Raw genomic sequence first — 21262 nt, 5'->3', positions numbered from 1 at the left:
GAAGATTGGATTTTGTGCCCTTATCCGCGGCTTTTCCAGTCTCCAAGCACGGCCTGTACCAGAGTGAGGGCCGCGACCGCCGCCGTATCGGCGCGCAGGATACGCGGGCCAAGCGGTATCGCGCTCACAAAGGGCAGCGAGCGCAAAACCCGCCGCTCCTCTTCTGAAAATCCGCCTTCAGGGCCGATCAGAATGCCATAAGGCCCCGGCTGCAACTGGCCGAGAATGGTCAGCGGATCGTCGGCTTCATGGCCTTCATCGCAGAATATCAGACGGCGGGACGTGTCCCACTGTTCGAGAAACCTATCGAATCGCACTGCCTCGCGGCATTCGGGAATGGAAAGGACGCCGCATTGCTCGGCTGCTTCGATGGCATTGGCCCCGATGCGATCTGTGCCGAGTTTCGATAGCTGCGTATGCTGCGTGATGACCGGTTGCAAAATGCCCGCGCCCATTTCAACGGCTTTTTGCACCATATAGTCGAGCCGTCCCTGTTTGAGCGGCGCGAAACAATAGATCAAATCACAGGGCTGCGATTGTGGACGGGTTTGTTCGACGGCTTCGATAAAAAGCCGCTTCTTGCCTTCAGGCCGCAGCCGCATTTTCCATTCGCCGTCCCGCCCGTTGAAGGCGAGGATTTCATCGTCTTCCTTGAGGCGCAGCACATGGGTGAGATAATGGGCGGCCTGCGCGGCCGTTTCCACGTGAGCGCCTTCGCCGAGTGCGGCTTCGATATAAAGTCTGAACATCTTGTAATTTGCGCGCATGATTGCATCGATGGCAGAGGGCAGGGGCCAAGGTCAAGGGACTTCTCACAAGCCACGCCGCCTTGTGCATGCAACCTTTGGAACCCAAGAGCCGCTACGGCGTTGCTGCTTTGTCACAGCCGTTCAGGATTTACGGTTTTACGCGCTAAAGGAGTGTTGGAAAGCCTGCCGTTCAGTTGCAGGTAACTTTTTTCATGTGTAACTGAGCCGTCTCCGGGGTGGTGAATCCCGGCCCTCGTTTCAACCGGTAACCTCTGCGAAAGAGTCCCCCATTATGCCTGCTAAGCATGCCGCTCTTCTGACTGTCCTGATGATTTCCGCAATCGCATTTATGGCAGTGGGCATCTATGCCGTCGATGCGGGCGACCACATGACTTCGACGGATGGCTACGGCATTTCCAGCGCGCATTACTGATTGACCCGGCTGGGGTGAATCCCGATTGCCTCACGGGGCTTTGCCTTCCTTGCCATCTTTTCCCGCCCGCTGACGATAGCGCAATTGCGCAACGCGTTCACGCTCGTCGTTGAGCTGCCGTTCATGGGTCGCCTGTTCGACGAAACGAATATGTTTCTGAACGGCATCGCGCGCAGCTTGCGGATTGCCGGCGATCACGGCATCATGAATAGCGCGGTGCTGCGCCAAAAACATGTCGGCTACGCCGGGATAGCTGTAAATCAGGCTGCGATTATAAAAGACGCCATCCTTTAAAAGCTGATAGCAGGAGCGCAATGTGTGCAGCAGCACGATATTGTGCGCCGCCTCGCCGATCGCATTGTGGAATTCGACATCGAGTTGCGCGCCCTTGTCAAAATCATTGCTCTTATGGGCAGCTTCCATTGCGGCGATGATTTCGGCAAGCAGTGCCTTGTCGGCGGGAGTTGCGCGCAGGGCCGCAAATTCCGCGGCAATGCTCTCGATTTCGCGGCGATATTCGAGATAGTCGCTGGTGGCCTTGCCATGGCTGGCAAAGAGCTTGACCACGGGCGCACTGAAAACCTGTCCGATGACATCGGCGACGAATGTTCCACCACCATGCCGCGATATGAGCAGCCCGGCATTTTCAAGGTGCTTGAGCGCCTCGCGCAGAATGGGGCGGGATATATCGAACTGGCGCGCCAGTTCCCGTTCACCGGGGAGCCGGTCGCCCCCGCGCAAGACCCCTTCAAGAATCAGGCTCTCGATCTGGCGGATGACGTCATCCGCCGTGCGGCTTGCCTGAATGCGCGCGAAAACGGTTTCGGACATGGGTTCGTGCCTCCAGTCAGAGTGGCGGCTGATCGCCGCTCTCCCAATAGGGAACGGGACCATAAAGTTCGCTCAGATAATCGATAAAAATGCGTATTTTCGCGGGCAGAAACTGCCGCGAGGGATAGACCGCATGAATGGCGACATGGCGGGAGGCGGAATAATCCGGCAGGATATGCACGAGTCTGCCTGCCGCAAGATCGGGGCCTATATCCCATGTCGAGCGCAGGGCGATGCCAAGCCCCGCCAGAACGGCTTCACGCACGACTTCGCTGGAATTTGTCTGTAACGGCCCTGCCGGGCGGATGGTGATCGGCCCGTCCGGGCCTTCGAGCCGCCAGGGATCGTTATTATGCGGCGCAACGCAGATATGTTTCTGCAAATCCTCGATACGCCGCGGAATGCCGCGTTCTTCAATATAGACGGGAGCTGCAACCAGAATACGCCGCACCGGTGCCAGCCGCCGCGCGACCAGCGATGAATCAGGCAATTCGCCGATACGGATCGCCAGATCATAGCCCTCGCCGACAATATCCACCATCTCGTCGGAAAGCTGCATATTGACGGTGAGGTCGCAATTGCGCCGCATGAAGGGCACCAGATAGGGCGCTATATGCATGCGCCCGAATGTGGTGGGCGCGGAGATCCTGAGCGTCCCGCGCGCATCCGCTGACTTGCGCGCCAGAAAGGCTTCGGCTTCTTCTATATGCGCAAGAATTTCAAGCACCCGCTCATAATAGCCCTGTCCCGCCTCGGTGAGCGCGATGCGGCGTGTCGTGCGCTGCAACAGCCGCGTGCCGAGGCGCTCTTCCAGCCGCCCCATGCGCTTTGAAACCACCGCCGGAGAGAGCGCAAGATCGCGCGCCGCCGCCGACATGCTGCCGGTTGCGACAACGCGTGCGAAAATCTCCATGTCGGCCAGACTGCTCATCATGCCAGCTTCATCCTCCCGCGAGCAGACGCATTGCTGCCGCAAGGTGTAAACAGTTTTACCATATCCGCCAAGTGGTCAATCGATATTACCACTTGACGCAAAGGGCGCCTGATGCACTTTAGAAGCGGAGGAGTTCAAGAGGAAACCATGAGCGGATTGATCATGCCGGAGCCGGATGCTTCGGTGCTTGGGCGGCGCGAGCATATCGTGGCCGATCTGCGGCGCATCGTGCCGGGGGAAGGCGTGGTCGATACGACCAACGCCATGCGGGTATTCGAGACCGATGGGCTGACCGCGCATCGGCAATTGCCGCTTGTTGTGGTGCTGCCCGAGACGGTGGAGCAGGTTTCGCAGGTTCTTCGCTATTGCTTTGAGCATGAAATCCGCGTCGTGCCGCGTGGCGCAGGCACGTCCCTTTCGGGCGGGGCGATACCGCTCGAAGACGCCGTGCTGCTCGTCATGTCGCGCTTCAACCGTATTCTGGAAATCGATTATCCCAATCGCGTCGCCGTGGTGCAGCCGGGTGTCACCAATCTGGGTATCACCAAAGCCGTTGAACATGAAGGCTTTTACTATGCGCCCGATCCGTCCTCGCAGATCGCTTGCTCCATCGGCGGCAATGTCGCCGAAAATGCCGGCGGCGTGCATTGCCTCAAATATGGCCTGACGGCCAATAATGTTCTCGGCATCGAAATGGTGCTGATCAGCGGCGAGGTGCTGCGGCTGGGCGGCAAGCATCTTGATGGCGAAGCCTATGATCTTCTGGGGCTGATGACCGGCTCGGAGGGCCTGCTGGGGGTGGTGACGGAAGTGACCGTCCGCATATTGCAAAAGCCTGAAACCGCGCGCGCCGTCATGGTCGGCTTTCCGTCGAGCGAGCAGGCGGGGCAATGCGTGGCGGATATTATCGGCGCGGGCATTATTCCGGGTGGCATGGAAATGATGGACCGGCCTGCCATCCATGCGGCGGAGGATTTCGTGCGTGTGGGCTATCCGCTTGATGTCGAGGCGCTTTTGATCGTCGAACTCGATGGCCCGCCGGTGGAGGTGGATTATCTGATCGCTCAGGTAGAAGCCATCGCGCTTAAGAATGGCTCGACCACCTGCACGCTTTCGCAATCGGAAGAAGAGCGCCTGGCGTTCTGGGCCGGACGCAAGGCGGCTTTTCCGGCGGTGGGGCGTATTTCGCCGGATTATCTCTGCATGGATGGAACCATACCGCGAAAGGAATTGCCGCATGTTCTTGCGGGGATGCGCGATCTTTCGGAAAAATACGGATTGCGCGTGGCAAATGTCTTTCATGCAGGCGACGGCAATCTGCATCCGCTCATTCTGTATGACGCAAATATTCCCGGCCAGCTGCGTGCGGCGGAAGATTTCGGAGCGGATATTCTGCGTCTCTGCGTCAAGGTGGGCGGTGTTCTGACCGGCGAGCATGGGGTGGGCATCGAAAAGCGCGACCTGATGCCGGAAATGTTCAATGAGATCGATCTCGATCAGCAGATGCGCGTCAAATGCGCTTTCGACGCCAAACATCTGCTCAATCCCGGCAAGGTGTTTCCACAATTGCGCCGCTGCGCCGAGCTTGGCCGCATGCATGTGCATCGCGGTGAACTGGCCTTCCCGGATATTCCACGGTTCTGATCATGATGAATGGACATATAATCAAGCCGCGGGATGAAGCGGACGTCGTGGAAACGGTGCAATGGGCGCTTGGCAAGGGCGAGGCGCTTGAAATCGTCGGTCACGGCTCCAAGCGCGGCATAGGCCGACCGGTCGAGGCAAGCCATGTGCTCGACCTCTCCGCTCTTTCCGGCGTCACGCTTTATGAGCCGGACGAACTGGTCTTGTCGGCGAGGGCGGGAACGCCGCTCGCAGAAATCGAAAAGCTGCTTGCCGATCATGGCCAGTGCTTTCAGTTCGAGCCGATGGATTACGGCCCGCTGCTTTCAGGCGAGAGCGGGAGCGGCACGATCGGCGGTATGCTGGCGGCAAATCTCGCCGGTCCACGCCGCATCAAGGCGGGGGCTGCGCGCGATCATGTGCTGGGCGTGCGCGTGGTGTCGGGGCGCGGCGAGTTGTTCAAATCGGGCGGGCGCGTCGTCAAGAATGTCACCGGCTATGATCTTTCCAAGGGCATGGCGAATAGCTGGGGGACGCTGGGCGTCGCCACCGAACTGACCTTCAAGGTGCTGCCCGCCGCCGAAACGCTCAACACGCTGGCCTTGCGCGGTCTCGATGACGAGATGGCGGCGCGGGCCATGGCGCTGGCGATGGGATCGCGCGAGGAAGTCGCTTCCGCAGCCCATCTGCCGCCAAGTGTGGCCTGGCGTTTTCTGGATGGCAATCTGGGCGGCGAGGCAGCGACAATCCTGCGGATCGAAGGATTTGCGCCTTCCGTCAGGCATCGCATCGCACAATTGCAGGCACGCTTCGGCAGCGCGGTCAGGCAGGATATTCTCGATGAAGCGCAATCGCGGCAGATATGGCGGGAAGTGCGCGATGTGCTGCCTTTCGTTAAAAAAGGCGACCAGCGCGCGATCTGGCGCGTATCGATGCCGCCTATGGCGGGATGGCGGATGGTCGATGAGTTTCGACGCCATGCGGGCGTGGACGCCTATTATGACTGGCAGGGCGGCTTGATCTGGTTGCGGATGGAAGCCGCACCGGAAGCTAAGATTCTGCGCGCATTGATCGCCAGACATGGCGGCGGACATGCGACTTTGGTTCGCGGCGATGAAAATGTGCGGGCAAGCACCGATATATTCGAGCCGCAAGCACCGGCGCTCGCGGCCCTTTCGCACCGTCTCAAGCAGCAATTTGACCCGGAAAATATTCTCAATCCGGGGCGCATGTATGAATATCCGGCTGGAGTGTGAGCCATGCAAACCAATTTCAGCGCCGAACAATTGCGCGATCCCGGCGTCAATGAAGCCGAAAAAATCCTGCGCAAATGCGTGCATTGCGGTTTCTGCACCGCAACCTGTCCGACCTATGTGACGCTCGGCAATGAGCTCGACAGCCCGCGCGGGCGTATCTATCTCATCAAGGATATGCTGGAAAACGGCCGCCCGGCAGACGAGGAAGTGGTGCGCCATGTCGATCGCTGTCTGTCCTGCCTGTCCTGCATGACGACCTGCCCTTCGGGCGTCAATTACATGCATCTGGTCGACCATGCGCGCGCGCATATCGAAAAAACCTATAAGCGCCCGTTCATGGACCGGCTGCTGCGCAATATTCTGGCGCAGGTTCTGCCTTATCCGGCGCGCTTTCGTGTGGCTTTGACGCTGGCGAAATTTGCGCGTCCGCTGGCCTCGCTGTTTCGCAAGAGTGAGACGTTAAAGCCGGTGGCGGCAATGCTCGACATTGCGCCGCAGCGCCTGCCCACCGCAAAAAGTCCACCTGCCGACAGCGCGCCTGCAAGTGCAGGGCGCGGGCGGGTGGCGATGCTTGATGGCTGTGTGCAGCCGGTTCTCAATCCCGGTATCAACGAGGCCGCGATACGCCTGCTTAACCGTCTTGGCGTCGAGGTGATCATGCCCGCCAAAGAAGGCTGCTGCGGTTCGCTGGTGCATCATATGGGCCATGAGGAACGCGCGCTCGAACAGGCACGGCACAATGTCGATCTGTGGATGCGCGAGATCGAAACAGGCGGGCTCGATGCGATCATCGTTACGGCATCGGGCTGCGGCACGACGATCAAGGATTATGGTTACATGCTGCGTCTCGACCCTGCCTATAAAGACAAGGCGGCGCGGGTTTCGGCTCTTGCCAAGGACGTGACCGAATATCTCGCATCGATCGAAATGCCTGAACCGCAGCAATCCGGCACGCTGACGGTTGCCTATCACTCGGCCTGTTCCATGCAGCATGGGCAGAAGATCGTCCGCCAGCCCAAAGACCTGCTGACGCGTGCGGGCTTTAGCGTCCGCGAGCCGCTGGAGGGGCATTTATGCTGCGGCTCGGCGGGAACTTATAATATCATGCAGTCCGACATTGCCGTGAAGCTGCGTGATCGCAAGGTGAAGAATATCGAGGCCACGGGGGCCGATCTGATTGCGACCGGCAATATTGGCTGCATGACGCAGATCGGGGCGGGCACCGGCCTGCCCATCGTTCATACGGTGGAGCTGATCGACTGGGCCTATGGCGGGCCGAAGCCCGCCGCGCTGTCAGCAATCACGCGCCATTGATCGGCCATATTACAGGGCGACGGTCGTCGGATCGCGCCCGATGCGTCCGTCGGCGCGATCCAGTTCGGTGATCGCATCGTGGTCCGTGCCGTTGAGCTGGAAATCGAAGATTTCGAAATTTTCCCTGATGCGGGCCGGTGTTACGGATTTTGGAATCACGATATTGCCGGTTTCGATATGCCAGCGCAGGATCACCTGAGCTACCGATTTTCCGTGCGCCCGGGCGATGGCTTTCAGCGTCTCGTTTTCCAGAATCTGGCCCTGTCCGAGTGGGCTCCAGGCTTCGGTTGCGATATTGTGCTTGCCGTGGAAGAGCCGCAATTCATCCTGCTGGAATTGCGGATGCAGTTCGATCTGGTTGATTACGGGCGCAACGTCGCTTTCCTTGAGGATACGCTCAAGATCGGCGGTGCGGAAATTCGACAGGCCGATGGATTTCGCCCGGCCGCTTTCCTTGATCTGTGCAAAGGCCCGCCATGTTTCCATGAACAGATCCTTGGAAGGCATCGGCCAGTGGATCAGATAAAGATCGACATAATCGGTGCCCAGTTTTTCCAGGCTGGCATCGAAGGCCTTGAGGGTGGAATCGTAACCCTGTTCAGAGTTCCAGAGTTTGGTGGTGAGGAAAATATCGCCGCGCGCAATGCCGGATTCGCGGATCGCCTTGCCGACGGCTTCCTCATTGCCGTAGATGGCGGCGGTGTCGATATGGCGATAGCCGATTTTCAGGGCTTCGCCGACTGCTGCCGCGGTATCGTCATTGTCGATCCGCCAGACGCCGTAGCCAAGCTGCGGGATGCGATTGCCATCGTTAAGTTTTACCGCCGGTACGCTCATCTTGTACCCTTTCCTCTGAATCGAATGCTTCTCTTTCGGCAGCATACGGGTGTTCTTAAAAAAAGGAAAAGCCCTTTCGACAGCTTTGTCACCCTTCGATGACGTCGGCATCAAAAAGGCCGTTATGATCGGGCGATCATAACGGCCTGTCGATTGCAGTTATATGAAAGGTTCAGCGCACCACGACATGGGTGCCGACGCCGACCCGGTTATAAAGATCGGTGACATCCTCGTTGCGCATGCGGAAGCAACCGGAAGACATTGCCTTGCCGATGGTCCAGGGCTGGTTGGTGCCGTGGATACGGTAAAGGGTGGAGCCAAGATAGAGCGCGCGTGCGCCCAGCGGATTGTTCGCGCCGCCCTTCATCTGGGCGGGCAGGATGCGGCCCTTCTTGCGTTCGCGCTCGATCATGGCTTTGGGCGGCGTCCAGGTGGGCCATTCCGCCTTGCGGCTGACGCGCTGCGTGCCTTTCCAGCCAAAACCCTGCTTGCCGACGCCGACGCCATAGCGGCGCGCCTGCCCGTTGCCTTCCACCAGATAGAGAAAGCGCTTGTTCGTATCGATGACGATCGTGCCCGGCTTTTCCCTGCCGCTATAGGAAACGGTCTGCGGCAGATAGACGGGGTCCATTTGCAGCTGCTTCTTGCGGACGGTCTTGACCGGATTTGCTGCCGGGCGCTGCTGGCTGACATTCTGGTAGCGCGCCCTGGGCTGCTGCTTTTGACGCAGGGTAGCAGGCTTCTGGCGTAGCGCAGGTCTGGTCTGCGGGTCGATCCGGCTTGTCGGACTTTGCAGCTGCGCCACCCAGGGCGCTGCTGCTTGCCGGCTCACCTTGACCGGCGGCTGGGTGGCGTAACGATCATTGGCGAATGCCATGCCGGTGCTGACAACGGAAACAGCAATCGCGGCAAGCGACCCGATCAAAAGAAGATGGCGTGGTTTCATGGCTTCCAATCCAATCCGTCTCTCGCGCGCGCTGGCGTTCACGCTGACGCGGTTGCCTGTGGTGTCTCCTGACAGGCTGCGTCAGGAGGGCTGCTGTAAAATTCATGTGGATATTGTGGGGAGCAATAGAATCATAAAGGTAAACGCCGATGCGGGTTTGCTCGTAATGGCACGCAAATTAGAGTTGTGGTTAGCAGGCCATTGCGCGATATGCTTAAAATTGCATGAAGCCGGGAGTGCGAAAATGAACGATGCAGGATTGGAAAAGACCGGATTGATCCGCGATGCGGGGGGGACAGTGCGCTGTTTCTGGCCCGGCGAACTGCCTGACTATGTCGCCTATCACGACGAAGAATGGGGCGTGCCGGTGGCTGATGATTATCGCCTTTTCGAGAAAATATGTCTCGAAGGCTTCCAGTCCGGCCTCTCCTGGCTGACGATTTTGCGCAAGCGTGAAAACTTTCGCCGGGGCTTTGATGGTTTCGATTTTCATCGTGTCGCCCGTTATGATGAAACCGATGTCGAGCGTTTGCTGGCCGACAAGGGCATTGTGCGCCATCGCGGCAAGATTGAATCCGTGATCAATAATGCGGCGCGCGCTCTTGAACTGGTCGATGAAAAGGGGTCGCTTGCCGCCTATTTCTGGTCGTTTGAGCCGCGATCCGACGAGCGCCCGGCCCTTGTTGATTATCCAACGCTCATCGCCAATCCAAAAACCGCCATATCCACGCGCATTTCCAAAGACCTCAAGAAACGCGGCTGGTCTTTCGTGGGGCCGACGACGGTTTATGCTTTCATGCAGGCGATGGGGCTGGTAAACGACCATATAGAAGGTTGCCATTGCCGCGCGCATGTCGAGAAATTGCGCGCGTCATTTTCAAGACCGGGCCGATTGACTTCAGACAATGATTGAACAGGCACATAATGGAACTGACCTCGCTTGTGGTTTTCGCCGGTATCCTGATCGTTGCGGCTGGCACGCCGGGGCCGAATGTCGGTGCGCTGGTGGCGCGCGTCATCAGCCGGGGCCATAAGGGCGTCTTTCCCTTCATGTTCGGGTTGTGGGTGGGGGACGCCGTGTGGCTGACGCTGGCCGTCTGGGGTCTGGCCGCACTCGCACAAAGCTTTTACATGGTTTTTCTGGCGCTCAAATATGCCGGTGTGGCCTATCTGTTCTATCTGGCATGGAAGATGTGGTTTGCGCCGGTCGAGGAATCGGTTGCGGAAGCCGCCATTCCGCCTGCGGGTGAGGCACGCAAGCTGTTCATGAGCGCGCTTGCCGTGACGCTCGGCAATCCGAAAATCATGGTTTTCTACATGGCGATCCTGCCGACCGTCATTAATATTACCCATGTATCGCTGGTCGGCTGGGCGGAGTTGCTGCTGGTCATGTTCGCCGTGCTGGCCGCGGTGGATACCGGCTGGGTGCTGCTGGCAGCGCAGGCGCGGCGGCTTTTGCGCAGCCCGCGCTCCATGCGTATCGCCAACCGCACCAGCGCGGGAATGATGGCAGGGGCTGCGGTCGCCATTGCCGCACGCTGATCGCATCGGCTGCACTTGCCGCACCGGATTTGATGCGTTAGGAAACCGGCAACGGATTTGCCGGACTCTTCCGGCGTAACATGAACAAAATCAGTGATCAGGCAGGAAAAATGGCCGATAAAGCGGACAAGATGAAAGCGCGGCTGCCGCGCGGGTTTGTCGATCGGGTACCGGACGATCTGCGCGCCGCCGAAAAAATGATGGCGACCATCCGTGAAGTCTATGACCTTTACGGCTTTGAGCCGGTGGAAACGCCGCTCATCGAATATACGGATGCGCTGGGCAAATTCTTGCCGGATCAGGATCGCCCCAATGAAGGCGTGTTCTCGTTTCAGGACGATGACGAGCAATGGCTGTCGCTGCGTTACGACCTGACCGCGCCGCTTGCGCGTTATGTTGCGGAAAATTACGAGAGCCTGCCAAAGCCCTATCGCAGCTATCGCAATGGCTGGGTCTTTCGCAATGAAAAGCCCGGTCCGGGCCGTTTCCGCCAGTTCATGCAGTTCGATGCCGACACGGTCGGCGCGCCGAATGTCTCTGCCGATGCCGAAATGTGCATGATGATGGCCGACACGCTGGAACGGCTGGGCATTCAGCGCGGCGATTACGTGATCCGCGTCAATAACCGCAAGGTGCTTGACGGTGTGCTCGATGCGATCGGCCTCGATGGCGAGGGCAATGCCGTCAGCCGCCTCAATGTCTTGCGCGCGATCGACAAGCTCGACAAGTTCGGCCCGGAAGGCGTGCGCCTCCTGCTCGGCAAGGGACGTCTCGACGAAAGCGGCGATTTCACCAAGGGCGCGGAATTGCCGGATACGGCAATTGAAAAAGTTCTGGCCTTCACTGCCGCAGGCGGTGCGACGGGCGCAGAAACCGCAGCCAACTTGCAGGCCGTTGTGGCGGGTAACGCCAAGGGCGAAGAGGGCGTGGCGGAGCTTGCGGAAATGCAGACGCTGTTTAACGCAAGCGGCTATGAGGGCCGCGTAAGGATCGACCCGTCGGTGGTGCGCGGTCTGGAATATTATACCGGGCCGGTTTTCGAGGCCGAACTGCTGTTCGATGTCACCAATGAGGATGGCCAGAAGGTGGTGTTCGGCTCGGTCGGCGGCGGCGGACGCTATGACGGTCTCGTATCGCGCTTTCGCGGCGAGCCGGTTCCGGCAACGGGTTTCTCCATCGGCGTTTCCCGCCTGATGACGGCGCTCAAGAATCTTGGCAAGCTGGATGTTTCCGACACGCTCGGCCCCGTCGTGGTGCTGGTCATGGACAAGGACGCAGCCAGCCTTGGCGGTTATCAGAAAATGGTTTCGGATCTGCGGCAGGCAGGTATTCGCGCGGAAATGTATGTCGGCGGTTCCGGCATGAAGGCGCAGATGAAATATGCCGATCGCCGCAATGCGCCCTGCGTCGTCATTCAGGGCTCGCAGGAGCGGGAGGCGGGCGAAGTGCAGATCAAGGATCTGATCGAAGGCAAGCGCCTTTCCGCCGAAATCGAAGACAATGTGACGTGGCGCGAAAGCCGCCCGGCGCAAATCACCGTCGCGGAAGGCGGGCTTGTCGAAGCCATTCGCGCAATCCTTGACGCTCAGGCGCTCGATCGCGCCGAACAGGCGAAGTGATGGACACATGACGGGACAACGAAATGTGCCGCTTTTTGACAGGCTGCGCGCGCAGTTTGCGGCCAGCGAAGCAAAACTGGTGCAAATTCCCCTGATCCAGCCAGCCGATCCGTTTCTGGATATGGCAGGCGAGGATTTGCGCCGCCGCATCTTCCTGACCGAAAACGAAAATGGCGACAGTCTTTGCCTGCGGCCCGAATTCACCATTCCGGTCTGTCGCAATCATATTGCGCTCAATGCGGCAACGCCCAAGCGCTATGCCTATATTGGCGAGGTGTTTCGCCAGCATCGTGACGGCGCTGCGGAATTTCTTCAGGCCGGGATTGAAGATCTCGGTGCGGCGGACGAAGCCGCGTCCGACGCCCGCTCCATCGCCGATGCGCTGGCCTGCGTGAAGACGGCGACACCCGGCATCAAGCTTGAAATCATTCTGGGCGATCAATCGGTTTTTGCCGGCGTGCTCAAGGCGCTGGGCCTGCCGCAGGGATGGCGCGGAAAATTGCTGCGTGCATTTGGCGATGCCCGCTCGATGGAAGCTGCCTTCGCCGATTTAACCGGTGAACAACGCAGCAGCCCGTTGCCGGAAGCTCTTGCTTCGCATGTCGCGGCGGGGGATGCGGTGGCGCTGGGGCATGTGCTGGAGGCGGAAATGCTGGCTTCCGGTATTTCGCCCGGTGCCGGGCGTACGCCTGCGGAAATCGCCCATCGCCTGATCGAAAAAGAAAAGCTGGCGGCTGCGCGCTTTCCAACCGCAGCGCTTGATGCGCTCAAACGCTTTCTCGCCATCCGGGTGACGCTCGATACAGCCTCCATCACGATGCGGGCTTTTGCGGCGGATAATGCGCTGGATCTGGGCGCTGTCTTGCAGAAATTCGAGACCCGCGTGGATGCTATGGCAGCGTCGGGCATTGCCATCGAGGATGTTACCTACAAGGCATCTTTTGGCCGTCCGCTCGATTATTACACCGGCCTGGTCTATGAAATCCGGCGGGCAGGCGACGGGAGCGAGACGGTTCTGGCAGGTGGCGGTCGTTATGATCGGCTGCTGACCATGCTGGGCGCCGCCGAAAATATTCCCGGTGTGGGTTTTTCAATCTGGCTCGACCGGCTTGCTGCGCTGGCAGGAGATCCATCATGAGTGTGACACTGGCGCTGCCCTCGAAAGGGCGGCTGAAGGCGCAGACGCTCGCCGTTTTGGAAAAGGCCGGATACAAGGTCATTTTGCCCGATGACGAGCGTAATTATCGCGCCCGGATCGAGGGCGAACCCGATCTTGACATATTGTTCCTGTCAGCTTCGGAAATCGCGCGCGAACTGGGTTATGGCAGCGTCGATCTTGGCGTGACCGGCGAAGATCTGGTGCGCGAAACCCTGTCGCGTGCCGATGAGCGCGTTGCAATCGAAGCGCAACTGGGCTTCGGCCATGCCGATGTAGTCGTAGCCGTGCCGGAAGTCTGGCACGATGTCATCACCATGGCGGACCTCGATGATGTTGCGGCTGATTTTCGCCAGCGCCATGGCCGTCGCCTGCGCATTGCCACCAAATACTGGCGGCTGACGCAGCAATTCTTCTCGCAAAAACACGGAATTCAGGTCTATCGCATCGTCGAGAGTCTGGGCGCGACTGAAGGCGCTCCGGCTGCGGGTTCCGCCGATATGATCGTCGATATTACCTCGACCGGCTCGACCCTGAAAGCCAACCGCCTCAAGGTACTTGAAGATGGTGTTATTCTGCGCTCGCAGGCCTGTCTGGTTTCGGCGCGCGGCAGCCGGGTCGATGTGCGTGTGCGCGAAATCATCGAACGCGTTCATGCGGGGCTGAAAGCCTGATTCATCGCAAGCTTATAAAAAAAGCCGCGTCCCCTATTATGGAGCGCGGCTTTTTTCTTTTCTACAGGCTATGATCAGCCGCGCTTGGCGTCGACCGAGAGCGAGCCCGCGCCATGCAGGGCAAGCACGAAGAAGCCGCCAGCAACAGCAAGGTTCTTGAGGAAGCCGGTCTGGTCGAACGGGATCATATGACCGATCATGGCCGCGCCGATGGTGAACAGGCCGAGAAGAACGGCTGCGATACGGGTCTGAAAGCCGACCAGTACGGCAATGCCGCCGACAAATTCAAGCAGGGCGACGATAATTGCCGTCACATAGGGCATGGGAAGCCCGATGCTGGCAAAATATTCGGAAGTGCCGCCCAGCGCCACCAGCTTGGCATAGCCGGCGGGGATGAACAGGATCGAGAGCAGAATGCGGGAGAGGAGCGTCACCGCTCCATTGGTCTGTGGGGTTATGGTTGACATTGAATATCTATCTCCAATTGAACTGTCCTGCAATTAAACCTGATATAGTGTCCACGAAAGACTGGTATTCAGAGATAGATTGTTCATTAGGAACGAACAATTACTCCGGGGCAATCATTCTTTCCGCACGGACCAGCCGCTGATAATCCTCTTGCGTAACCAGTCCGCTATTTAGCGCTTCCTCGCGCAAGGTCGTGCCGTTCTTGTGCGCTGTCTTGGCGATCCTGGCCGCATTGTCGTAACCGATGGCCGGTGCGAGCGCTGTCACCAGCATCAGCGACCGTTCCAGCAGGTCCTTGATACGGTCTTCGTTTGCCTCAATTCCTTCGACACAATGATCGGCGAAAGAGACCATGGCATCACTGAGAATACGGATCGACTGCAAGACGTTATAGGCAATGACCGGCTTGAAGACATTCAGTTCGAAATGGCCCTGACTTGCGGCAAACGTCACGGCGGCATGATTGCCGAAGACCTGTGTGGCGACCATGGTCATGGCCTCTGCCTGCGTCGGGTTGACCTTGCCGGGCATGATGGAGGAACCGGGTTCGTTTTCCGGCAGCGATAATTCGCCAAGTCCGGAACGGGGACCGGAGCCGAGGAAACGAATATCATTGGCGATCTTGAACAAGTCGGTTGCCAGCGCATTGAGACTGCCATGGAAATTTGCAAGCGCGCCATGGCTTGCCAGTGCTTCAAACTTGTTGGGCGCGGTCTTGAAGGCAAGGCCGGTGATCGCGCTTACGGCATCGGCAAAGCCGGTATCGAAGCCCTTGGGCGCATTCAGTCCCGTACCGACCGCAGTTCCGCCCTGTGCGAGCAGGAAGACATCGCCCAGCGACTGCTCGATGCGCTGGCGCCCATATTCGAGTGCTGCGCGATAGCCCGAAAATTCCTGGCCCAATGTGATGGGAGTGGCATCCTGCGTGTGCGTGCGCCCGATCTTGATGATGTCCCTGAAGGCTTCTTCCTTGGCCTTGAGCGCCTTTGTGAGATGTTCCAGCGCGGGATAGAGCCGGTTGACCGCTTCCACTGCCGTGGCGATGTGAATAGCCGTCGGGAAGCTGTCATTGGATGACTGGCCCATATTGACGTGATCATTGGGATGAACCGGCTTCTTGCTGCCAAGCTCCCCGCCAAGCATTTCTATGGCGCGATTGGAAATGACTTCATTGGCATTCATGTTGGACTGCGTACCGGAGCCGGTCTGCCAGACGACAAGCGGAAAATGATCGTCGAGCTTACCTTCGATAACTTCGGATGCCGCAACGGCGATCACCTGCCCCAGTACCGGATCGAGCTTGCCCAAGGCGACATTGGTTTCCGCCGCTGCACGCTTGACGATGCCCAGAGCGTGAACCAGCGGCAAAGGCATGCGTTCGCCACCGATCTTGAAATTCTGCAAGGAACGCTGCGTTTGCGCACCCCAGTAGCGGTCGGCTGGAACTTCAATCGGTCCGAAAGTGTCCGTTTCGGTGCGCGTGGCGGTCATTCTCAATCTCCGGCTTGTCCTGGGCGATTATAATGTCATGAACAGCCATTGTCGGATAATGCGGTGCATTGTTCTCGCAAGCTGGCTGGCAGGCTCATATGAATAAATATGAGTAGAGAAGTCAAATTTTATTGGCTGGTATTCGAGCAGGAATATCAGTCGCTTTCTTCGTCATCTTCCGTTTCGGAAACCCACAGGATCGGGTCGATTTTCTGCTGCCTCTTACTGTCGATGAATACCCACCAGCCGGCATCGGTTTCGTCCCAGTCTCCGCCGCTTGCGCGCAAGCGCTCCAATGAGCGGTATTGGGCAATGGATTCGTTGCGCTGGTCGTCCTCATCCATCCAGATGACGGTGATCTTGCTGCCGTCCCTTGGGGCCGTGTCTATCGGCAATTCCTTGCGCATGAGCCTCTCCTGTCTTGCTATATTTAGCAGAATAGCGCGGGGGCGCAGAAGGGCAAGCAGGGATGAAAGAACTTATAAAAGTGGAAAGGCAGGCCGAGGCCTGCCTTTCCTGTCGCCTGAGACAGGACTTCCGAAGCGGGGGGCAAATGGAAGTCCATCTCAATTGCATCTGCGACTGATCACGAATAGAAAAGGATGTAAATGAGAAAATGCTCAAATAGGTATATTAGCCCCAGCATATTGGGCTCTGGGTAAATTTTCTATAAATCACAATTGGTTACACAATGTAAGAAAGGCGGCCAAAGGGCCGCCTTCCCATAAAACGGATGTTTTGTGCGTGGACTTCTTAGAAGTCCATCCCGCCCATGCCACCCATGCCGCCCGGCATGCCAGCCGGAGCTGCATCCTTCTTGGGCAGTTCGGCAATCATGGCTTCCGTGGTGATCAGCAGGCCGGCAACCGAAGCTGCGTTCTGCAGGGCGGTGCGGACGACCTTGACCGGATCGACGATGCCCAGAGCGATCAGATCGCCATATTCGCCATTGGCCGTGTTGTAGCCATAGGTTTCCGAAGCATTTTCGAGGATCTTGCCTACGATGATCGAAGCTTCTTCGCCAGCATTGGTCGTGATCTGACGGGCCGGGGCCTGAAGTGCGCGGCGAACGATGTTGATGCCGGCTTCCTGATCAGGGTTCGCACCCTTGGCAGTGACCTTCACGGAAGCGCGGAGCAGAGCCGTGCCGCCGCCAGCAACGATGCCTTCTTCAACCGCAGCGCGGGTTGCGTTCAGGGCGTCGTCAACGCGGTCCTTCTTTTCCTTCACTTCAACTTCAGTCGCACCGCCGACGCGGATGACTGCTACGCCGCCAGCGAGCTTGGCAAGGCGTTCCTGAAGCTTTTCACGATCGTAGTCCGACGTGGTTTCTTCGATCTGCTGCTTGATCTGGCCAACGCGGGCATCGATTTCAGCCTTCTGACCGGCGCCATCAACGATGGTGGTGTTTTCCTTGTTGATCGACACCTTCTTGGCGCGGCCGAGCATGTCGAGCGTGACGCTTTCGAGCTTGATGCCGAGATCTTCGGAAATGACCTGACCGCCGGTGAGGATTGCGATGTCTTCGAGCATGGCCTTGCGGCGATCGCCGAAGCCGGGAGCCTTGACGGCAGCAATCTTCAGGCCGCCGCGCAGCTTGTTGACGACCAGCGTTGCAAGGGCTTCGCCTTCAACGTCTTCAGCGATGATGACGAGCGGCTTGGAGGTCTGGACGACAGCTTCGAGAACCGGCAGGAGAGCCTGAAGGTTGGAAAGCTTCTTTTCGTGCAGAAGGATATAGGCGTCTTCGAGGTCAGCAACCATCTTGTCGGGGTTGGTGACGAAGTATGGCGACAGGTAGCCGCGGTCGAACTGCATGCCTTCGACGACTTCGAGTTCGGTTTCGGCGGTCTTGGCTTCTTCAACCGTGATCACGCCTTCATTGCCGACCTTCTGCATCGCTTCAGCGATCATCTTGCCGATTTCGGCTTCGCCGTTAGCGGAGATCGTGCCGACCTGCGCAACTTCTTCCGAAGTCTTGATCTTGGTGGCCTTCTTGACCAGTTCGGCGACAACTTCGTTGACGGCCAGATCGATGCCGCGCTTGAGGTCCATCGGGTTCATGCCGGCAGCAACAGCCTTGGCGCCTTCCTGAACGATAGCCTGACCAAGAACGGTGGCGGTGGTGGTGCCGTCGCCTGCGGTGTCGTTGGTCTTGGAAGCTACTTCGCGCAGCATCTGCGCGCCCATGTTTTCGAACTTGTCTTCAAGTTCGATTTCCTTGGCGACGGAAACGCCGTCCTTGGTGATGCGTGGAGCGCCGAAGGACTTGTCGATGACAACGTTACGACCCTTCGGGCCGAGCGTCACCTTGACAGCATCTGCGAGGATGTCGACGCCGCGCAGCATCTTTTCGCGCGCAGTACGACCGAATTTTACGTCTTTAGCAGCCATTTTACTCTCCTGGGAAGTTCCCGGTCAGATATTATGGTGATTGATTGGTAAGGTGGGGGCTATCAGCCGACGATACCCAGAATATCGGATTCCTTCATGATCAGCAGGTCTTCGCCGCCGATCTTGACTTCGGTGCCCGACCACTTGCCGAAAAGAATCTTGTCGCCAGCCTTGACGTCCAGTGCGATCAGCTTGCCGGCTTCATCACGCGCGCCTGCGCCAACAGCAACGATTTCGCCTTCCTGCGGCTTTTCCTTGGCGGTGTCAGGGATAATGATGCCGCCAGCAGTCTTTGCTTCCGATTCTACGCGACGCACGACAACGCGGTCGTGGAGCGGACGGAACTTGATCTCAGCCATGGTATAACCCTTGGTGTTGTAGATGTTGAACCTGTTTCAGCGAGCCGACCGGCTCACGCCGTTAGCACTCCTGTGTATAGAGTGCTAACACGCCATTTGAGATAGAAGCGCCGCTGATCTTTGTCAAGATTGACCCGTGTTTTTTGACAGGGTTGCATCAAAGTCCGGTAACAAGGTGAAAAAGCCCGATCCGGAGGCAAGGTGCATGTGGGGATTGGTGTCCCTTACAACAAGCCCGTCGAACAATATGAATTTCATCCGCCTTGCGGACAGAAAATGGCTGGCCTGGTTAACGATATATGAAAAGCGGGCGGGTCTTTAATCATGATCATTTGGACGCATGCGGTTCTAAGCGTGGTGACAGATCAGCCTCCTTGGGGTAGATGAAACGCGACGGTGCGTATAGCAGCTTGCCCCGGCCCGCCAATTACCCGTTTGCGAGGCCGTTTTCGCTTTCGCCGGACATAACCGGACCAGCATGCAGAGGACAGTGATGAAATTGCCAGAGTGTCTAGACGAGTTGACAGATGGGTATGACGCGCTCTTCTGTGATGTTTGGGGCGTCCTGCATAATGGCGTATCTTCCTTTCCGGCTGCAATCGCTGCCTTGCAGCGCGCTCGCGCCAAGGGCCTGAGCGTTGTTCTGGTGACCAACGCACCGCGCCCTTTCCCAAGCGTTGCAGCGCAGCTGACCTTGCTTGGGGTGCCCGAAGATGCCTATGACCGCATCGTGACCTCGGGTGACGTGACGCGTGATCTCATCGCCGAAGGTCCACGTCAGGTTTTCCATATTGGCAATGAGCGCGAACTGGCCATTTATGATGGCCTCGATGTGGAACTGGTCGAAGAATTCGAGGCGTCCGGGGTCGTCTGTACCGGACTTTACGATGACGAAACGGAAACGCCCGAGGATTATGCCGAATTGTTGCAGCGCCTGCGTTCGCGCAATCTGCCTTTCATCTGCGCCAATCCCGACATTATGGTCGAACGCGGATCGCGCCTTGTCTGGTGCGCGGGGGCGCTGGCGCGCGACTATGGCCAGCTGGGCGGACGCATGCTGATTGCCGGAAAGCCGCATCGCCCCATTTATGAAGCCGCCTCAAGAGCGGTCGAGGAAGTCCGGGGGCAGGCGGTCGCACGCAATCGCATCCTTGCCATCGGCGACGGCGTGTTGACGGATGTGAAGGGCGCGGCCGATTACGGAACGGATGTGCTCTATATTTCGGGCGGAGTGCATGCGGCCGATTATACCGCTGACGGCAGTGTGGATCTCGCCAGAATGGACGCATTTTTGCAAAAGCACGGCCATTCGCCCATCGCTTCCCTGCATGCACTTGTCTGATCCTTGCTGCGAGTTGAATTCCCGGCCATGACAGAAACCTCATTCCAGCGTCTTTCCGGAACAGATTCGGTGCCCGAATCGCTGCATGATTGCGTGGTGGCCATTGGTAATTTCGATGGCGTTCATCGCGGACATCAGGCTGTTCTCGAACGCGCGCTGGAACTGGCGCGAAAAAGGGGCTTGCCAGCGGTCGTGCTTACTTTCGAGCCGCATCCGCGCAGTTTCTTCAGGCCGGACGAGCCGGTCGAGCGCCTCACCGACGCAGGCGAAAAAGCGCAGGTGCTCAAGTTTCTGGGTTTCAGCGCCGTCATCGAGCAGCCTTTCACGGCGGCATTTTCCGAGCAGTCGGCAGAGGATTTCGTGCAGCATATTCTCATCGACAGGCTGCATGCGAATTGTGTTGTGACCGGCTATGACTTCCATTTCGGGAAGGGGCGCTATGGAACCCCGCAATTTTTGCAGGCAGCGGGAAATCAGGCCGGCTTCGGCGTATCGCTGGTGGAAGCCTTTGACGATGAGGGCGGCAATCTCGTCTCGTCGACGCGCATCCGGGCGCTTTTGTGTGCTGGTGATGTGGCGCAGGCCGCAGGGCTGCTGGGCTATCGCTACCGCGTGAGTGGCGAGGTCATCCATGGCAGGAAACTTGGAAGAACACTCGGATTTCCGACGGCGAATATGTCGGTCGATGGCCATGTGAGCCTGAAACACGGGATCTATGCCGTGCGCTTTCGCCGTGCTGACGGCACGCTCTATGATGGTGTTGCAAGCCTTGGTCGTCGCCCTACCGTCGATAGCGACGGCACGCCCTTGCTGGAAACGTTCCTTTTTGATTTTTCCGGCGATCTTTACGGCGAAACCGGAACAGTCTCATTTTTCGGATTCTTGCGCGGCGAGGTAAAGTTCGACGGGCTCGATCCGCTGATCGAGCAAATGAAGCGCGACGAACAGGAAGCGCGTGCCATTCTCGCAGCCGCGCAGCCATTATCGCAGCTGGACCGTCTTCTGTCCTTTCCCGCGCAGTAGCGGCTTTCAGCCAGAGGCAAACCATTTGCGGGATCAAGTTTATTGCGTTCGGCCTCTTTATTCCTCCCCGGCGGATTGCTAAAAGCATGCCCATGATGATGCATATTCGGCGAGTCTTTACGGGCATACGAATTATTGGCCCGGCCTTTCCATAAGCCTCAATAGCACTGCCTGGTTGCGGTGCGTGGCAGGAAGGTCCGGGATCGAACGGCTGTGTCTCACAGTCCCCTGAATTTTCAGACTATTCGCCCGCCATCTGTTGCGCGGGGTT

The 21262-nt window shown here is 58.3% G+C and carries 21 protein-coding genes; 11 read left to right on the top strand and 10 right to left on the bottom strand.

What is annotated here, in order from left to right; translation table 11 throughout:
• Positions 1-20: 20 nt before the first annotated feature.
• Complete coding sequence (locus DKP76_RS11975) at positions 21-767, bottom strand: 16S rRNA (uracil(1498)-N(3))-methyltransferase (RefSeq protein WP_109706953.1); 747 nt, start codon at positions 765-767, stop codon at positions 21-23.
• A gap of 274 nt (positions 768-1041) precedes the next feature.
• On the opposite strand from DKP76_RS11975, the gene DKP76_RS19385 reads away from it, so the two are divergent.
• On the top strand, positions 1042-1182 hold the full coding sequence (locus DKP76_RS19385; protein ID WP_199224800.1) for a hypothetical protein: 141 nt from the start codon (positions 1042-1044) through the stop codon (positions 1180-1182).
• A 30-nt stretch (positions 1183-1212) separates the two neighbouring features.
• Here the strand turns inward: DKP76_RS19385 and DKP76_RS11970 are convergent, their stop codons facing one another.
• On the bottom strand, positions 1213-2013 hold the full coding sequence (locus DKP76_RS11970) for an FCD domain-containing protein (RefSeq protein ID WP_109706952.1): 801 nt from the start codon (positions 2011-2013) through the stop codon (positions 1213-1215).
• 16 nt (positions 2014-2029) lie between these two features.
• Entirely contained in the window at positions 2030-2947 is a 918-nt protein-coding gene (locus tag DKP76_RS11965) for a LysR family transcriptional regulator (protein WP_109706950.1), read from the bottom strand.
• A gap of 147 nt (positions 2948-3094) precedes the next feature.
• On the opposite strand from DKP76_RS11965, the gene DKP76_RS11960 reads away from it, so the two are divergent.
• Genes DKP76_RS11960 through glcF form a run of 3 tightly spaced genes read left to right on the top strand, consistent with a single transcriptional unit; the run spans position 3095 to position 7140 of the window.
• Positions 3095-4591, top strand: a complete 1497-nt coding sequence (locus DKP76_RS11960) for an FAD-linked oxidase C-terminal domain-containing protein (RefSeq protein ID WP_109706948.1) — start codon at positions 3095-3097, stop codon at positions 4589-4591.
• Between the two features lie 2 nt (positions 4592-4593).
• Positions 4594-5826 carry a glycolate oxidase subunit GlcE gene (gene glcE, locus DKP76_RS11955; protein WP_109706946.1) on the top strand — a complete coding sequence of 411 codons (1233 nt, stop codon included), beginning with the start codon at positions 4594-4596 and terminating at the stop codon, positions 5824-5826.
• Positions 5827-5829: 3 nt separating this feature from the next.
• Positions 5830-7140, top strand: coding sequence for a glycolate oxidase subunit GlcF (glcF, locus tag DKP76_RS11950; RefSeq protein ID WP_109706944.1), 1311 nt, complete (start codon positions 5830-5832; stop codon positions 7138-7140).
• A gap of 9 nt (positions 7141-7149) precedes the next feature.
• Here the strand turns inward: glcF and DKP76_RS11945 are convergent, their stop codons facing one another.
• Both DKP76_RS11945 and DKP76_RS11940 read right to left on the bottom strand, forming a co-directional pair.
• On the bottom strand, positions 7150-7977 hold the full coding sequence (locus DKP76_RS11945; protein WP_109706942.1) for an aldo/keto reductase: 828 nt from the start codon (positions 7975-7977) through the stop codon (positions 7150-7152).
• Between the two features lie 172 nt (positions 7978-8149).
• On the bottom strand, positions 8150-8923 hold the full coding sequence (locus tag DKP76_RS11940; RefSeq protein WP_109706940.1) for a L,D-transpeptidase: 774 nt from the start codon (positions 8921-8923) through the stop codon (positions 8150-8152).
• Between the two features lie 244 nt (positions 8924-9167).
• Between DKP76_RS11940 and DKP76_RS11935 the strand changes: the two genes are divergently transcribed.
• From DKP76_RS11935 to hisG, 5 genes are all read left to right on the top strand, one after another.
• The gene (locus DKP76_RS11935; protein WP_109706938.1) at positions 9168-9836 is read left to right on the top strand and encodes a DNA-3-methyladenine glycosylase I; all 669 of its coding nucleotides are present in this window, start codon (positions 9168-9170) and stop codon (positions 9834-9836) included.
• Between the two features lie 11 nt (positions 9837-9847).
• Positions 9848-10465, top strand: a complete 618-nt coding sequence (locus DKP76_RS11930) for a LysE family translocator (protein WP_109706936.1) — start codon at positions 9848-9850, stop codon at positions 10463-10465.
• Positions 10466-10575: 110 nt separating this feature from the next.
• A complete protein-coding gene (gene hisS, locus DKP76_RS11925; protein WP_109706934.1) occupies positions 10576-12084 on the top strand; it encodes a histidine--tRNA ligase in 1509 nt (502 codons plus the stop codon).
• 7 nt (positions 12085-12091) lie between these two features.
• A complete protein-coding gene (locus tag DKP76_RS11920) occupies positions 12092-13222 on the top strand; it encodes an ATP phosphoribosyltransferase regulatory subunit (RefSeq protein ID WP_109706933.1) in 1131 nt (376 codons plus the stop codon).
• On the top strand, positions 13219-13914 hold the full coding sequence (hisG, locus tag DKP76_RS11915) for an ATP phosphoribosyltransferase (protein ID WP_109706931.1): 696 nt from the start codon (positions 13219-13221) through the stop codon (positions 13912-13914). The genes DKP76_RS11920 and hisG overlap by 4 nt, the downstream gene beginning before the upstream one ends.
• 74 nt (positions 13915-13988) lie before the next feature.
• Here hisG and DKP76_RS11910 read toward each other — a convergent pair whose 3' ends face one another.
• The 5 genes from DKP76_RS11910 to groES all read right to left on the bottom strand — a co-directional run bounded on the left by DKP76_RS11910 (position 13989) and on the right by groES (position 18626).
• On the bottom strand, positions 13989-14381 hold the full coding sequence (locus tag DKP76_RS11910) for a DoxX family protein (RefSeq protein ID WP_109706929.1): 393 nt from the start codon (positions 14379-14381) through the stop codon (positions 13989-13991).
• Between the two features lie 100 nt (positions 14382-14481).
• On the bottom strand, positions 14482-15873 hold the full coding sequence (fumC, locus tag DKP76_RS11905; RefSeq protein ID WP_109706927.1) for a class II fumarate hydratase: 1392 nt from the start codon (positions 15871-15873) through the stop codon (positions 14482-14484).
• Between the two features lie 155 nt (positions 15874-16028).
• The gene (locus DKP76_RS11900) at positions 16029-16280 is read right to left on the bottom strand and encodes a hypothetical protein (protein ID WP_109706925.1); all 252 of its coding nucleotides are present in this window, start codon (positions 16278-16280) and stop codon (positions 16029-16031) included.
• Between the two features lie 346 nt (positions 16281-16626).
• Positions 16627-18267 (bottom strand): chaperonin GroEL, encoded by a 1641-nt coding sequence (groL, locus tag DKP76_RS11895; protein ID WP_109706923.1) that lies wholly within the window; start codon positions 18265-18267, stop codon positions 16627-16629.
• Between the two features lie 62 nt (positions 18268-18329).
• A complete protein-coding gene (gene groES / locus DKP76_RS11890) occupies positions 18330-18626 on the bottom strand; it encodes a co-chaperone GroES (protein ID WP_109706921.1) in 297 nt (98 codons plus the stop codon).
• 493 nt (positions 18627-19119) lie between these two features.
• Between groES and DKP76_RS11885 the strand changes: the two genes are divergently transcribed.
• Both DKP76_RS11885 and DKP76_RS11880 read left to right on the top strand, forming a co-directional pair.
• The gene (locus tag DKP76_RS11885; protein WP_109706919.1) at positions 19120-19968 is read left to right on the top strand and encodes a TIGR01459 family HAD-type hydrolase; all 849 of its coding nucleotides are present in this window, start codon (positions 19120-19122) and stop codon (positions 19966-19968) included.
• Positions 19969-19995: 27 nt separating this feature from the next.
• Positions 19996-20991: a bifunctional riboflavin kinase/FAD synthetase gene (locus DKP76_RS11880; protein ID WP_109706917.1), complete on the top strand. Its 996-nt coding sequence runs from the start codon at positions 19996-19998 to the stop codon at positions 20989-20991.
• Positions 20992-21262 lie beyond the last annotated feature (271 nt).

Source organism: Falsochrobactrum shanghaiense (assembly GCF_003149535.1).
In the GTDB taxonomy this organism is placed as follows: Bacteria; Pseudomonadota; Alphaproteobacteria; order Rhizobiales; family Rhizobiaceae; genus Brucella; species Brucella shanghaiense.
This window is presented reverse-complemented; position numbering and strand designations above follow the sequence as displayed.